Here is a 14263-nt window from a genome sequence, read left to right as displayed (position 1 = left end):
GCGCAGAACCGCTTGACTGGCCCCCCGATACCGAAGTCCAGAGCCTAATCTTGGCGGATATTAGTGCACTCTGACCTGTCTTTTACAGGCGCCATGGTGTGCATCACGTTTGTCAGGACGGCTCAGTGATCGATCGTATGACGAACTAGGGCATCGACGTCGAGAACCATCGTAGAGACAGACTGATTGTTCCCTCCTGCAACCTGTACCATTTCGCTCACGTCTTCATGCACGGCTGTGTTGCCCCGCGCCGTTGAAGCTTGGAATGGCAGCACCCTGTCGGCTGTGGTCATAATGATTTCATTCACAGTATCGACGAGTATCCCGTACTTTTGACCCTCAGATTGAAAAATCACAACCTTCTGATGCGTCGTCTGAGTTTCCTTTAGGTCGTATAAAATACGAAGATCCAACAGTGTGATGATCTCCTCCCGAAGGTTGAAAAGCCCCGCCACTGACTTTGCAACATTTGGAGGCTTCATTAAATCACATGGAGATTCAATCACTTCGCGCACTTTGGTAATATCCATCGCAAAGCGCGTATCCGCGCTGAAGGTAATGAATGTGCGGCGCTGTTTTGATGGGGTGTCTTGTTCAACGTTTTCTGTGATTGCCCCGGGATAGAGTTCCTGGCAACACTGCGCCGCAGCGACCAGATCAGGCTGTTTCATGGTCTCTTCATGATCAAAAAGCATGATCAATTCACTGTTATCAAACGCGATACAGCCTTTGAAAATTGCCTCGTGAGGCATGGCGAGTTTTGAAATCGGCATCACGTCTTCATCGTAGTATTGAACGATATTGTCGATGGAGTAGACCAATAGCCCGATCTGTCCTCTCAGAAGGTTCATGATGAGCAGCTTCTTTGATCTGGAGGCTGCGACTTGCCGACTGTCAGTGCGCTGCTTTCCGACAAAGCCGCGAAAATCGACGACGGGGACGATACGACCACGCAGATCGATCGTGCCCAGAATATGCCCGCTCGTGAATACCGAGTGTCTGATCTCCGGCACCTCCAAGACTTCCTGAACATGCTCCAGGTCAAAGGCGTATTTGCTGTGACCGACTTCAAAAGATACGCAGTGTTTCCGCGCGCCTTTCGCAGCACGGCGACGGGCGAGGGGTTCATCTTTGGCGAGGCGCGGAACTTTTTCCAACTTGAGAACCGCATATGGGTCCAGTACCTGCAAAAGCCTGCGCCCGTTATCGAGCTTCAGAACCCCTTCGGAGATCACATCCTTGATCCCATTTTCTCGGGAGAGAAAGGCAACGCGTTCCGCTCGGCGCGCGTGGACCACTTCTCCGGTGCGATCAAAGACCAACCCCAGATGCTTTTCTCCGTCTTCGATAATGACAATCTTTCGCCCGCCTCGGCTCTCTGCGGCTGGCAGGCCGAAAATCTGGCGCAGATCGACCATTGGAACAATCATGCCGCGAAGATTGAACAGGCCGATCATATAGGACGGGGACAGCGGTACCGGCGAAACGTCTTCGGGTTCGTTCACAACTTCTTGGATCACGCTGACCGGCAGAGCGAACTCCATATCTTTGATCAGGAAGGAGCCAAAAGTCTCGATCTCTCTGGCGCTTTCCGACAAGGGATCTGCAAAAGCACTTGCTTCAACTGCATCGGAAGGCTCAGCAGGAGATCGGCCAGCTTCCGCGCAAGGCAAGGCATGGTCGGACAAATCATATACGTCTTCAGTCATTACACTGTTCCTCCAAGACGGGGAATTTGTTGAATGTCGTACTCTCCGCTGTCACAGTTGATCGAGATACGACGTCCGTTCAGCCCACCAAGATCGTCGCCAAGCAGACGCAGCCCAGCACTGCGAATGGCTTGGCGTGCAAACTTTGCGTTTACGCTTCCAACCAGTTGAGAGGGGGGGGTGTCGAATGGCATCGACATGTTCGCACCGCCCGCCAGAACAACCCGAAGTTGGCGCCGCTCTTCATCCTGGATATCCATCATTTTCAATAGGCTCTCGATGGCCTTGTCCACATGGCGACCATTCCCGACAAGTTGCCCGTCTTCTCGCGTACGGCCGGTTTGCGCAGCGGAACTGGCAACAGGTTGCGATGAAGACTGGGATAAAAGACAATGGGCCAGCCCGTATATCTGCCGCTGCGGAAAGAAAAAACCAATCCCCACGCAGGATCCAAGGATGGCCGTCAGGACTTGCCCGGGGCTGCCGATTTTGACCTGACCGATGCGAACGTGCAATTCAGAGACTTCAACCTTGTCCATGACTTCAATCCGGCTCAAGCACGTAGATAAGTGGAGACACTTGATTGAAGTCGGTATCAAGCCGCGTGAGGCTTTCACTTTCCCCGATGATCAGAACAGCATCCGGCTGCATTTGTCGCGCGACGTTGCGCAAAATCCGTTCCTGCTCAACACTGGAAAAGTAGATCAGGACGTTTCTCAGAAAGACGATGTCAAATTTCTGCGCCGGCACCAGCGGCTTGATCAGGTTATGCATCTTGAACGTCAGCCTAGACTTTATGTCCGGGCGAACGGAGTATCCATCCTCCTTGTTGCCGACCATATGGCGTTGAAACAAGCTGGGTTGTTCGCGCTGGAGGCGGGCGATTGCCTTACCTTGATAGCGCCCTTCTTGCGCCTTCTCTATCACGCGCGATGAAATGTCGGTTCCAAAGACCTGATAGTCAAACCCCGGTGCGTTTTGCCGAACCTCCTCGCAAAAAATCCCGATGGTATGGGCTTCTTCTCCAGTAGAGGAGGCGGCCGACCACGCGCGCATTGGGCGTGGCAGATTTTTTTCACAAAACGCGGGAAGAAACTCTTTCTGAAAATAGTCCCAAACCCTTGGCGTGCGATAGCAATAGGTTTCGTTTGTCGTAATCCGGTCAATCAGTTCCTGAAGTTCGGCCGCGTCATTTGCGACACGATCAAGATAGCCTGAGTAACTGGTGTCTTGCGTTTCCCGGAGCCGCCCCCGCAAGCGGCTTTCCAAAAGCCCCTTGCGGTTTTCAGCGACCGTGATCCCCGTTTTCTGGTGAATAAGCTCTCGCAACTTGTTGAAACTGCCAAGGTGAAGTTCGATATTGTCCTGTGGCATGAGACCGGACCTCCTTGACCTGATTTATTGACCGAGTTTGGCAATTTCCTGAGTAAGCTCTTGTGCGCCGCCATTGAGCTCATTTGTCGAGGCTGCAATGGCGTCAGAGGCGATGACGGCCTGCTCAGTGGCATCAACGATATTCTGGATCGCATCCGAAACATCCCGGGCAGCTGTTTGCTGTTCGCGGGCTGCAACCGAAATTTGCTTGATCGAGTCCGTTGTATCCTTGATGCCGCTCAGGATCTTCTTAAAGGCGTCCCCCGCCTCAATAGAAACCTGGCTGCCCTGGCTGACGCGTTTCACGGTTTCGTTGATCAGTTTGCTGATCTCCTTCGTGGCTTGCGACGACCGCTCGGCGAGTTTGCGCACTTCGTCTGCCACCACCGAAAAGCCCAGACCATGTTCGCCAGCCCGCGCAGCTTCGATTGCTGCATTGAACGCCAAGAGGTTGGTTTGGCTTGCGATTTCGCTGATGACTTTGACAATCTCGTTGATCTCTTCGGAGGAAGAGTTGATCAGCTCCATGGACTCGATCGAGCGTTCAATTGCTTTGGCGCCAAGATCTGCCTCGTCCCGCGTACTCTGCGCGATGTCATCAGAATGTTTGGAGTTCTGTGCGATCGAGTCGATGGACGCACTCAGTTCTTCGATCGATGCACTGATTTCTTCTGTTGTGCAGCCCAGCGATTGCGCACCTTCTGCAACTTTGTTGGCCTGGCCCGAGATGTCTTCGGAGCGGGTCACAAATTCAGAGGCAATGCGTGATACTTCGCGTTCCAGTTCGACGGCTGTGGTAATGTCGTTGGCGAATTTGACCACTTTAACAACATTGTTTTCCTGGTCGAAAATCGGGCTGTAGGATGCGCTGAGCCAGATCTCCTTCTCCCCTTTGCCAAAGCGCTGGTACTTCCCGGTGTCCGAAATACCCGAGCGAAGACGCTCCCAGAATGCGGTATACTCCGGGCTTGCGGCATAATCTCTTTCGCAAAACATCCGGTGGTGGCGGCCCTTGATTTCTTCCAAGCTGTAGCCAGTTGTGGCGCAGAAATTCTCGTTGGCATCAATGACATTGCCATCAGGTGTAAACTCGATCACTGCACTGGCGTTGGAGATCGCTTCCAGCTTGCAGTTGAAGTCCTGCTGTTGCAGCTTCACATCCGTGATGTTGGTCTGGATTGACACGAATTTCTGCAGCTTTCCTGCCTCGTCAAAGACCGGGTTGATCGCAAGAGAGATCCAGTAAGCTTCACCATCCTTCGTATAGTTGAGAATTTCATCGTAGAATGGTTTTTGCGCATTGATGTTTTCGCGGATCCGTTTCCGCGTTTCGGGGTCTGTGTGGCGGCCCTGCAAGAGTTCGCCGGGCTTCTTGCCAATGACGTCTTTGTATTCGTGGCCAGTGAGCTTGGTGAAGCCCGGGTTCACATATTCGATGCGTCCGTCCGCATCCGCGATCAAGACGGAGTTGTCCGTTTCATTTGCTACCAATGACAGAGTCTTTGCGGTTTCGCGCAGTTTCATCTGGTCCGTGATATCAACGGCGAATTTCACCACCTTGAAGACATCGCCATTCCCGTCAAAGATGGGGTTGTAGGTTGCCTGGATCCACAGTTCCGAACCGTCCTTTGCAAAGCGTCGGAATTCGCCGGTTCGCGTTTCTCCCTGGGCGAGGCTTTGCCAGAAATCTTTGTATTCCGTGGAGCTCGCAGTCGTCTCATCCACAAAAATGCGGTGTTTCTGACCTTTGATCTCCTGCAGTCCATACCCGGTCACGGCGAGGAAATTTTCGTTCGCAGCTGTGATGGTTCCATCGAGTTTGAATTCAATGATCGCCTGCGAACGATCCAATGCGTTCAGAACACCCGCATTCAGGCGCGCTTCGGTGACATCAGCCCATTCGAGAAGGTTGCCGACGTAGGTTCCGTCATCATCAAAAATGCCGTCAACGTTTAGTGCGAACTTCATTTCGCCAACAGTGATATCCGTTTTGAACGGCAAATTTTTGGGATCAGACAAAAGGTTGCGCTGATGGGCCGGGTTCTTGTGGAACCGGTCAATACAGCTGCCGATCATCTTGGTCGGGTCGAACCCGGGCCAAACCTCTGAAAACACGTCCTTGTACTCATCGAGCAAGGTGTTTGTCGCCGCATTGATGTCTTTTACAACAAAATCGCGATCGACTGTCATCATCGCCACGGATGAGTGTTCAAAGCCGGCTCTACGGCGCAGATTTACCGCTTCACTCTCTTTTTGGGCCGTGATGTCGGTTGCCAGCTTCACAATCTTATAGGGCTTGCCCGCAGCATCGAGGATCGGGGTGTAGTGAGCGTCAATCCAGACGTCTTTTCCGCCGTTGCCAATGCGGTGAAATTCGCCGCTGGCTGGTTGTCCCATCGCGAGTTGTAGCCAGAAATCCTTGTAGGTATCCGAAGCGACGTAGTCTGGGTCGCAGAACATGCGGTGGTGCTTGCCGCGGATTTCGTCCAGTTGGTAGCCGGTAACTTTCAGAAAATTCTCGTTCGCCGTCCGGATCGTTCCGTCAAGTTCAAACTCGATCATCGCATGAACGCGGCTCACCGCGTCAAGCATGGCCTGTGCTTCGCCTTGCGCTGTGGGCGTCGTCGCGGATGCGTCGGTCACAGCAGCAGTATTGTCGATACTCATTACCCTACCTCATAAAACAGGTATTACCTCATCAAACTAGTACTCCGGAATGGTTGACCGCTTCGCGTCAATAAGTCCTTACGCAAGCCGGAAGAGTAGGGGAGAAAATGCGGCCAAATTAATGCAACTTTTGGCATCTATTCCTTCAAGGGTGGTCGTCACGTCGTTTGGCTGCCCCATTGTTTTGGGGGAGGCATCCAAATCGCGGTGTTGGCGAACTCTGCGTGCCAGTGAGACTCAACAAGAGGCTATTCGGCAATCCCGGTTGCTGCGATCCAGTCATGCCTGTCGACCTATGTTGAGTTCAAGCTGCCAATCTCGCGCACCGTCAAGTTAGTCACCAGCTTTTTGTGCCTGTCGGCTCTGCGCTGGCGCGTGCCGGGTTTCTCGATGCTTTGCGGCGTTGTTCACGCCTAGTCGCGATGGCGATCTCGTCCAGCGGACGAGTTGGGAGACTGTCCCGAGGTTGAACAGATAGCTTCCGCAGTCTCCGAGTATGCCTATGTCACTTGACGCTTTCATGCCGCAATCCTCGAAGGCGGCGTTGCCCCGTACAGCCTGCTCTGAAGCTGTGGCCTAATCTAGAGCGAAAGACGTCCGCTCTGCAGGTCAAAACGACCCCTGTACGCCAACCGATATTCCGCTGGAGCCTTTAGGGAGTTCCAGAGACAATCCGACATTCGTCACCGGATCAAGGAAACGATGCGCTGCTTAAGGGCATATGGCGAGCGTATTGCCCCGAGAAGCCGCGACCGCCAAACCGCCGAATTCCACATGCGGGGTGTGCGTGTCAACGCATCCTGCGCCGCCGAGATCAACCGCGTCGCCTAAGTTCGGAGAGTAAGGAGGTGGTCGTGTCTCTACCGGGGCACAGAAACACCGTAGCATGAATGAGGCGCCGCGACGCCAAATATTTGAAAAACAAGGTTATTTCACAAAACCCGTTCATGCGCCCAGATCGCTCGCGCGACAGCAATATTTAGGAAAACTACGCTCCTGTCCGTATGCTGCCCCCACGGCCTGAGGTTCAGGCGGCCTTGGACAGCGCCTTCAGAGAGCGCTCATAATTTTCACGCGCGAGCAGAGCGCTCATCGGCATTGGCCCTTCGACGTTTCCGGACATGACGCCAGCCATATAGCGGGACATGTCGATGCTGCCTGCGTTGAGCTGGGTGATGTCGCCTGCACGGATCGCATCCTGAACCTCTAGCACCGCCTCGAATTCCTTTGGGCCAGCAGGTTTCCCATGCGCCGAAGTTTCACGGTCGAGCACCAAAGCCATACCATGACCGTTACTTGCCTTCTTGGTTCCGGTGATCGCGTGGTGCGTCTCCAGCTTCAAGGACTGCGCCTCGTCGGACGCGTGGCCGGAAACGTGGCCCTGCATGGAGCGATATACACCGAGGTTGGCGGCGTTTGCTGCTGTGACGATCATCTTGTTCACCCAAATCCCAAAGTAGTTGATTCATATTTTAGACAAACCGGGTGGTAACTCACGCAAATCTTAATGAAATAGTTAACGCCGTTTGGGGGTGTTCGGGCGGGGCGCTCAAACTGGGCTGGATGGTCGAAAGTCAAGCTGCACCAGCCGGCTTTTACGCCTCCCAGATTGGACGCACGAAAGACGTCACTCACAGGCTACCTTCAACTTTCGTCTCGTTTTCCACTTTGCGTAGCTGCAGCATTGGACTCATTTTGACTGGCGGCGTCTTGTGGACAGTTCGGCCAACATCCTCGCTCAAATGGTCCCTTATGCAGAGCACAGGGAACCGGGGACCATCGGACAAGAAGCGGGCAAATATCTCTGGTGCGACTCTGGTGGGAATGCCGTGGGCCTGCGCGTCCCAATCGCACCTTTTTGCGAGGCTCAATCGTGCACGCGCTGGCCTTTCTCGCTATTTCAGCGCCTCCATGTCGAGGCGTTAAAATGAACTTCTGATCGATGCCTCTCATGAACGCTGAGTTTTCGTCTCTTTTCTAGCCTTGGTGGTGGACGGGCCTAGAACGCATCGGTCACACGCGGGTGCAATGGCTGAGAGTACGCTGATTGAAATTACTCAGTGTCGTTCTTTGCGAGTGGTCCTTCGTTAGATACCGACACTTGGATACGGGACCGAAGCCTGGGCCAATCTACGGTCTTGCCGCTTTGCTTTTTGCGTTGGTCAGGCCTTCGGCGCAAAACGGGCATTCCCCCAAGGGCGCAACACCGACCACCGAGCTCCGGAACGGATAGTCGCCGAAAAGACCATTTCAGACAGGTCAGCCTTTCCAGTATTGCTCCTAAATGGCTGCTGTCTCATCCAAGCTTAGCTTGGTCCCAAGGCGCGATTTCGCCACCTAGGTGCTCAAGGAGGTAGTCGATGAACACGCGCACTTTGGTCGGCAGATAACGGCGTTCGGGGTAGATGGCGTAGAGGGTCTGCGACGGCAACTGGCACTGCGGCAGCACCCGCACCAGTCGCCCCGAGGCGAGATCTGGACCGGCGGTGAAGGTCGGTAGCCGGCCGATGCCCGTCCCGCCAAGAACGGCCTCCCGCAGAGCTTCGCCGTTGTTCACGCTGTAGCTGCCGCTGGGCCGGAAGGTCTCTGCTTTGCCGTCGCAGTCGAAGACCCACTCTTGGAAATCCCGACTAAAGGAATACTGCAGACAGTTGTGGAAGCGCAGATCGCTCACCGTTTGCGGCGCGCCATGGCGCGCCAGATACGTCGGCGCGGCGACCAGAACGTTGCGCAACGCTGCGATCTTGCGAGCCACCAGCGCGGAATCTGCCAGCGTGCCGCCGCGCAGCGCGAGGTCAAACCCATCCGCAAACAGATCGACCATCCGGTCATCCATCACCATGTCGATCGACACGCCGGGATAGCGTGCCAAAAAACCGGAAATCAGCGGTGCGACATGTAATCGTCCAAAGGCCATCGGCACATTGACCCTGAGGCGCCCCTTTGGTGCTTCTTGCAGCGCCAGCACGCTGTCTTCGGCTTCTTGCGCCGCCTCTTGTGCCCGCACGGCATGGGAATAGAAGTGTTCTCCGGCTTCAGTGAGGCTGACATTGCGGGTGGAGCGGTGAAACAGCTGCGCCCCCAATCGGTTCTCGATCTGAGTAATGCGCTTGCTGACCGCGGATTTACTCACCCCCAGACGCCGGGCTGCCGCGGCGAACCCTTGCGTTTCTGCAACCGCGACGACCACTGGGATGTCTCCCATGCCCTCCATGCTGTCCCTTTCCATGTGGGGTGATTTTTTCTCAACATTCAGTTTCAGTATAACCCAATTATCGCATGATGGGAAACCAACTAGCTTTGTCGGGTCATCAAGGAGATGTGCCATGGCAAAGATGTTGATCGACGGTGCGCTCACCGAAAAGCCAAAACAGGGCGACGGAGTGTTTCGCCGCATGAGCAGCGGCTTTCGCGGATGGATCGAGCCACACCGCGATGCTGAGTTTCCGGCTGAGGCGGGCCGGTATCACCTGTATGTCTCGATGGCGTGCCCCTGGAGCCATCGCACCACGATCGTGCGTGCGCTAAAAGGGCTGGAAGAGATCATCAGTGTTACCCAGATGGATCCGCTGGCCGGTCCGGACGGATGGCGGATCGACACGGAGGCTTTTGATCCCGCCGTCGGTGTCCCAAGTGATGACTATCTCTATCAGGTCTATCAGCGGGCTGAACCCGGCCAAACCGGGCCGGTTACCGTACCGGTCCTGTTTGACAAACGCTCCAACCGTATCGTCAGCAACGATTCTGGCCAGATTATGCGGATGCTGAATTCGGCCTTCGATGAGTTTACCTACCGGGCACCGGATTTTTACCCGCCCGACCTGCAACAGGACATCGACCGTATCAGCGACGAGATCTATGCCCCGATCAACAATGGCGTCTACCGCGCTGGCTTTGCCACCACCCAGGCTGCTTATGATGAGGCGATTACTGCGCTGTTCGAGAAACTGGATGAATTGGATGCCCTGCTTGCGACCCGTCGGTACCTCACCGGGGAGCGTCTTACCGAGGCGGACTGGCGCCTGTTCACCACACTTGTCCGCTTTGATCCGGTTTATGTGACGCACTTCAAAACCGATCGCAAACGGATCGCTGACTACGGCAATCTCAGCCCTTATTTGCGCGACCTATACCAGGTTCCCGGTGTGGCCGGCACGATCGATATGAATGCAATCCGTCAGCATTATTTCCTCAGCCACCGGCACATCAACCCGCATGGAATTGTCTCGGCTGGACCGCAACTCGATCTGAACCGCCCGCACGGGCGGGACATCCCGGTCCTTGGCTCTTGAACCTCTTACACCGCAACCAAACCGGGGCCGCTTCCCCGGATACTGAACTGGAGAGTTCCACCATGAAACTATTTTCGAAACTTGCCCTTGCCGCAGCAGTGCTATGGTCCCCTGTCCACGGGCACGCAGGCGCTGAGGACACCGCTGGTCTCCTCAAACTGGAGTACACCGACGGCCGTTCGATCACGCTCGGTGTAGAGGATGTAAACACAGTCTTGCACAGTGTCGGGGTCCGCGTCAGCACAGTTGCCATTCCAGAGCAGGCGCGCCCCATCCTTGAAGCCTCACGTCACCGCGCCATCACAGCAGAAGAGGAGTCGCAGCTGATCACCGATTTTGCTCTCAGCCGCAAAGACCTGCTGACAGAAATCGCCTTAGCGGGGCGAGAGCCGACGGTCGAAAACGGTGGCTCCCTCACGACCTCGGAACCGGGCGTCGCGCCCTATCCCAAGGTCTACGACATGAACAAGATGGACGCGCAGACCCGGATTTGGGTTCACAAGAAATTTGGACCCCTGCATGTCAACCACGCTGAGGACGGCACTGGTATCGATGAAGTCATGACCATCGTCTCTGGAGGCCCTTGGGTCTGGTTCTTTGAGCTGCCCGGCGATGTCATCGGCAAGTTGACCCTGGGCCATGTGGGTCTGGAAGGAGAGGCCTGGCGCATCAGCTATCCCGGCATCCGTCCGCATGGAGGTTTCTTGGATCCGGAATACGGCCTGGTCGTTGCTTACGCGCATGGGCCGGAGCAGTTCGAAATTCACTTTGACGCCGACAATGTGGCGGGATCGCGCCTGAACGGCACCAATGCATGGATCGACATGTCGGGGGAAAAGCCGCTGCTTCTGGACGGTCCACTGACTGGAAATTGATGCATCTGCGATTGCGGGCGCTTTCATCGCCTGCAATCGCACCTCGCGACTTCTCTTATAGGTGAAATGATGACCTCTCCCGTGCTTACCATCGACTTCTTTCACGACGCGGTTTGCGGCTGGTGTTTTGTGATGTCCCCAAAACTACGCAAGCTGGCGGCTGAATTTCCGATCCGTATACGCCACCGTAGCTTTGTTCTGCAGGACTCGCCTGCCAAACTCGCCGCAGCCTTCGGCTCAGCCGAGAAAGCCAAGTCCGCTATCCTTGGACACTGGGAGCGCTGCGCCGAACATGACGAAGGCGGTCGCATCAATGTGGAAGGGATGCGCCGTCAGCGCTTTCCCTATCCTTCCGGGTTATTGAGCGCCAAAGCGTGCAAGGCCGCTGAATTGCAGGCTGGTGACGCCGGGCACTGGGACTACTTCGATGCCGTGCAAGCTGCGCATCTGACAGATAACCGCAACATCGCTGACGAGCGCGTTCTGTTGGACGTCGCCCTAGTCTGCGCGCTGGATTCCAACCGTCTGCGTAAAGACATGCACAGTCCGGAAGTGGCGCGATTGGTCTCTCAGGACCGCCAATTGGCGTCTTCGTGGTGGGTCAGCGCCGTGCCGACGCTTGTGGTAGATGGCGGACAGTCGCAGCTGCGCCACGGCTCGCTCGAACAAATGCGCGCAGAACTGGCATTGCTTTTGGCGGACCGGGTGGCGCGTGTCCCCGCTGGCAATCGTCAGCAGTAAATTCTCCTCTAATGCAGGAGCCACTCGGCGCATTTCACGGATGCCAACAGGAGCAAAGGTGCAGCAGCGCGCACTGGTATCTTTGTGCATCTGGTCATCTGGCTACCCCCCCCAAAAGCGCGCCTGCGACACATCATGCCGCAGGCTCTGATAACGAAGGAGTGATGCCTCGCTGGCATCACTGGATCGTCGTTACAGGATCTTGCGACGCAGGAAAGACGATACCATCTCTCCAAAGATGACCAGCGCCAGGATCGTGAGCAAAACCATCGACACCTCTGGCCAGTTGAATGTGTCAATCGCGCCCTGCAGGATCATCCCGATGCCGCCCGCACCCACGAGCCCCAGTACGGTGCTTTCACGCAGGTTGATATCCCAGCGTAGGATCGAAACCGCAAAGAATGCGGGCATGACTTGAGGCACGATAGCGTAGAGCACGATCTTGAATTGCGATGCTCCGCAGGCCTCGAGCGCTTCGACCGGTTTGCGGTCGATTTCCTCGATCGCTTCGCCAAGCAATTTGCCCAAAAAGCCAATAGACCGGAACATGATCGCAACGATCCCTGCAACGATGCCGGGGCCGAAGATGGCCACAAAGAGAAGCGCCCAGATGATCGTGTTCACCGACCGGGAAGACACAAGGATGAAACGGCCCAACCAGAGGCAGGCGCGGTTCGGCGTGGTGTTTTGCGCCGCGATATAGGCCACAGGCAGCGAGACAAAGACCGCGATCAAGGTGGCCAATGTGGCAATATTCACGGTCTGCCAGATGGCCGTCAGGATGCTGGGCAGGTTGGAGGGGTCCGGCGGCATCATGCGTCCAAAAAGGTCCGCCATCTGCGCTGGCGAGTCCCAGACCCAGGCCCAGATCACGTCGATGCTGCCCAATGCCCAAGCTACGACTGCGGCTGCGGCGGCGAACCCCGCGTAGCGGATCAGGCGTTGCTTCGGCGTGAAACGTGCCCAGTCATCCCGGGCCTCCAGCGCCTCGGAGAGGGAATGCGGTTCGGAGAGACTTTTCATGTGATACGCTTTCGGATGACGCCGCTCACAGCCTCAGAAATGAGGATGACACCGACGATAACCATGGTGATGGCGAGGGCAAAATCATAGTCGTAGCGGCCAAAGGCATTGGCGAGGGTTGCCCCGATGCCGCCTGCGCCAACGATACCGACCACGGCAGAGGCTCTGAGATTGCTGTCGAGCTGATATATACCGAGCCCCACGAGGCGTGGCATGATCTGTGGCAGCACCGCATAGACCTGCGTTGTTAGGAACCCGGCCCCGGCGGAGCGCATGGCTTCCACCTGCCCAAAATCGATCTCTTCAATGCGCTCGGCCAGCAGCTTGGCGACGAAGCCCACGGAATAGACCACCAGTGTCAGGGCGCCCGCAAAGGGACCAAAGCCTACGGCTTTGACAAAGATGATCGCCACGATCACCGGGTGGAAACTGCGCGCGATGATGATCAGCCCGCGCCCCAGCAAATAGATCGGTTTCGGCGCGATATTTGCGGCTGCCATAAAAGCAAGCGGGACCGAGATCAGGATACCACCGACGGTGGCGAGAATGGCGATCTTCAGGCTTTCCATGAAGCCATCAAACAACAGCCCCGCGCGATCGAAACTGGGCGGGAATGCCCCGTTGAAGATCCGCTGAGCGCGGGTCATCCCATCAGCCACACGATCCCAGTCAATCGGGAGCGTGGCGAGGGTGAAGATGATATAGACCGCGACGCCGAGATACAGCACATACCGCAGAGCGGCATTGGCGATGAAGGGTGGCTTGCGCCAGCTCTCTGGCAAGTTATCGGGGCGCGTGCTCATGCAACGGCTCCCACTTCGGCGCGGTCCTGCGCGGGCACGCCGGCATAGATCGTATCCATCTCGTCACGGGTCAGCGCGGCGGGTTTGTCGTCAAAGATGATCCGTCCATAGCGCATCCCGACGATCCGGTCGGAGTATTCCTTGGCTTCGGTCACGTTGTGAATGTTGATGATCACAGGCAGGTTCAGCTCCTGCGCCAGATCGCGCAGCAGGGACATGATCTGCTCAGAGGTCTTGGGATCGAGCGACGCTGTGGGCTCGTCCGCGAGCAGGATCTCCGGCCGTTGCATCAGGGCGCGCACAACCCCCACCCGCTGACGTTCCCCGCCCGAGAGCTCATCGGCACGTTTGTCCGCGTAATGGGCGATGCCCACACGCTCCATGAGTTCGAAGGCCCGGCGAATGTCGTCCTTGGGGTAGCGGCGGGTCAGCGCAGCCCAGGTGGAAATGTACCCAAGCCGCCCGGCCTGTACGTTCTCCATCACCGTGAGCCGGTCGATCAGGTTGAAGCCCTGAAACACCATGCCGATGCGGCGGCGCGCGCTGCGCAGCTCGCGGCGGGACAAGGTAGTGAATTCGGTGCCGTTCAATTCGACTGAACCGGAGGTCGGCTCTACGAGACGGTTGATGCAGCGCAAAAGCGTGGATTTGCCAGCGCCCGAAGAGCCGATCACGGAGGTCAGCTGTTCGCCCTCAACGGTCAGGTTCAGCTCTTTCAGGACGGGGTCGCCGCTGCCGTAGCGCTTGGTCAGGTTTGTGATCTTCAGCATGGAATGCCT

The 14263-nt window shown here is 56.3% G+C and carries 12 protein-coding genes; 3 read left to right on the top strand and 9 right to left on the bottom strand.

Features of this window, described 5'->3' with window-relative positions:
* Positions 1 to 122: 122 nt before the first annotated feature.
* The 6 genes from TM1040_RS01655 to TM1040_RS01630 all read right to left on the bottom strand — a co-directional run bounded on the left by TM1040_RS01655 (position 123) and on the right by TM1040_RS01630 (position 8964).
* Positions 123 to 1709, bottom strand: coding sequence for a chemotaxis protein CheW (locus TM1040_RS01655; RefSeq protein WP_011536863.1), 1587 nt, complete (start codon positions 1707 to 1709; stop codon positions 123 to 125).
* Positions 1709 to 2248, bottom strand: a complete 540-nt coding sequence (locus tag TM1040_RS01650) for a chemotaxis protein CheD (RefSeq protein WP_011536862.1) — start codon at positions 2246 to 2248, stop codon at positions 1709 to 1711. Before TM1040_RS01650 ends, TM1040_RS01655 begins: the two co-directional genes overlap by 1 nt.
* Before the next feature lie 4 nt (positions 2249 to 2252).
* Positions 2253 to 3083 carry a CheR family methyltransferase gene (locus tag TM1040_RS01645; protein ID WP_011536861.1) on the bottom strand — a complete coding sequence of 277 codons (831 nt, stop codon included), beginning with the start codon at positions 3081 to 3083 and terminating at the stop codon, positions 2253 to 2255.
* A gap of 24 nt (positions 3084 to 3107) precedes the next feature.
* The gene (locus tag TM1040_RS01640; protein ID WP_011536860.1) at positions 3108 to 5750 is read right to left on the bottom strand and encodes a PAS domain S-box protein; all 2643 of its coding nucleotides are present in this window, start codon (positions 5748 to 5750) and stop codon (positions 3108 to 3110) included.
* Between the two features lie 1027 nt (positions 5751 to 6777).
* On the bottom strand, positions 6778 to 7185 hold the full coding sequence (locus TM1040_RS01635) for a hypothetical protein (protein WP_011536859.1): 408 nt from the start codon (positions 7183 to 7185) through the stop codon (positions 6778 to 6780).
* An 861-nt stretch (positions 7186 to 8046) separates the two neighbouring features.
* Positions 8047 to 8964, bottom strand: coding sequence for a LysR family transcriptional regulator (locus tag TM1040_RS01630; RefSeq protein WP_011536858.1), 918 nt, complete (start codon positions 8962 to 8964; stop codon positions 8047 to 8049).
* Positions 8965 to 9076: 112 nt separating this feature from the next.
* Here TM1040_RS01630 and TM1040_RS01625 point away from each other — a divergent pair, with 112 nt between their 5' ends.
* The 3 genes from TM1040_RS01625 to TM1040_RS01615 all read left to right on the top strand — a co-directional run bounded on the left by TM1040_RS01625 (position 9077) and on the right by TM1040_RS01615 (position 11658).
* Complete coding sequence (locus tag TM1040_RS01625) at positions 9077 to 10042, top strand: glutathione S-transferase family protein (RefSeq protein WP_049763169.1); 966 nt, start codon at positions 9077 to 9079, stop codon at positions 10040 to 10042.
* 62 nt (positions 10043 to 10104) lie between these two features.
* Entirely contained in the window at positions 10105 to 10917 is an 813-nt protein-coding gene (locus TM1040_RS01620) for a hypothetical protein (RefSeq protein ID WP_011536856.1), read from the top strand.
* Between the two features lie 69 nt (positions 10918 to 10986).
* Positions 10987 to 11658 (top strand): DsbA family oxidoreductase, encoded by a 672-nt coding sequence (locus tag TM1040_RS01615; protein WP_011536855.1) that lies wholly within the window; start codon positions 10987 to 10989, stop codon positions 11656 to 11658.
* 192 nt (positions 11659 to 11850) lie between these two features.
* Here the strand turns inward: TM1040_RS01615 and phnE (TM1040_RS01610) are convergent, their stop codons facing one another.
* The 3 genes from phnE (TM1040_RS01610) to phnC are packed head-to-tail and all read right to left on the bottom strand — an operon-like array spanning position 11851 to position 14254.
* A complete protein-coding gene (gene phnE, locus TM1040_RS01610) occupies positions 11851 to 12681 on the bottom strand; it encodes a phosphonate ABC transporter, permease protein PhnE (protein ID WP_011536854.1) in 831 nt (276 codons plus the stop codon).
* Positions 12678 to 13484: a phosphonate ABC transporter, permease protein PhnE gene (phnE, locus tag TM1040_RS01605; protein WP_011536853.1), complete on the bottom strand. Its 807-nt coding sequence runs from the start codon at positions 13482 to 13484 to the stop codon at positions 12678 to 12680. The genes phnE (TM1040_RS01610) and phnE (TM1040_RS01605) overlap by 4 nt, the downstream gene beginning before the upstream one ends.
* Positions 13481 to 14254, bottom strand: a complete 774-nt coding sequence (phnC, locus tag TM1040_RS01600) for a phosphonate ABC transporter ATP-binding protein (RefSeq protein ID WP_011536852.1) — start codon at positions 14252 to 14254, stop codon at positions 13481 to 13483. Before phnC ends, phnE (TM1040_RS01605) begins: the two co-directional genes overlap by 4 nt.
* Positions 14255 to 14263 lie beyond the last annotated feature (9 nt).

The organism is Ruegeria sp. TM1040, from assembly GCF_000014065.1.
Lineage (GTDB): Bacteria > Pseudomonadota > Alphaproteobacteria > Rhodobacterales > Rhodobacteraceae > Epibacterium.
The sequence above is the reverse complement of the archived record's forward strand: the minus strand, read 5'-3'. Positions and strand labels throughout refer to the sequence as shown.

Coding starts and splice junctions, on each gene's coding strand:
- TM1040_RS01650 (WP_011536862.1), bottom strand. CDS start 2,248: ATGGACAAGGTTGAAGTCTCTGAATTGCACGTTCGCATCGGTCAGGTC.
- TM1040_RS01630 (WP_011536858.1), bottom strand. CDS start 8,964: ATGGAGGGCATGGGAGACATCCCAGTGGTCGTCGCGGTTGCAGAAACG.
- TM1040_RS01625 (WP_049763169.1), top strand. CDS start 9,077: ATGGCAAAGATGTTGATCGACGGTGCGCTCACCGAAAAGCCAAAACAG.
- phnC (WP_011536852.1), bottom strand. CDS start 14,254: ATGCTGAAGATCACAAACCTGACCAAGCGCTACGGCAGCGGCGACCCC.
- TM1040_RS01645 (WP_011536861.1), bottom strand. CDS start 3,083: ATGCCACAGGACAATATCGAACTTCACCTTGGCAGTTTCAACAAGTTG.
- TM1040_RS01620 (WP_011536856.1), top strand. CDS start 10,105: ATGAAACTATTTTCGAAACTTGCCCTTGCCGCAGCAGTGCTATGGTCC.
- TM1040_RS01615 (WP_011536855.1), top strand. CDS start 10,987: ATGACCTCTCCCGTGCTTACCATCGACTTCTTTCACGACGCGGTTTGC.
- phnE (WP_011536854.1), bottom strand. CDS start 12,681: ATGAAAAGTCTCTCCGAACCGCATTCCCTCTCCGAGGCGCTGGAGGCC.
- TM1040_RS01655 (WP_011536863.1), bottom strand. CDS start 1,709: ATGACTGAAGACGTATATGATTTGTCCGACCATGCCTTGCCTTGCGCG.
- TM1040_RS01635 (WP_011536859.1), bottom strand. CDS start 7,185: ATGATCGTCACAGCAGCAAACGCCGCCAACCTCGGTGTATATCGCTCC.
- phnE (WP_011536853.1), bottom strand. CDS start 13,484: ATGAGCACGCGCCCCGATAACTTGCCAGAGAGCTGGCGCAAGCCACCC.
- TM1040_RS01640 (WP_011536860.1), bottom strand. CDS start 5,750: ATGAGTATCGACAATACTGCTGCTGTGACCGACGCATCCGCGACGACG.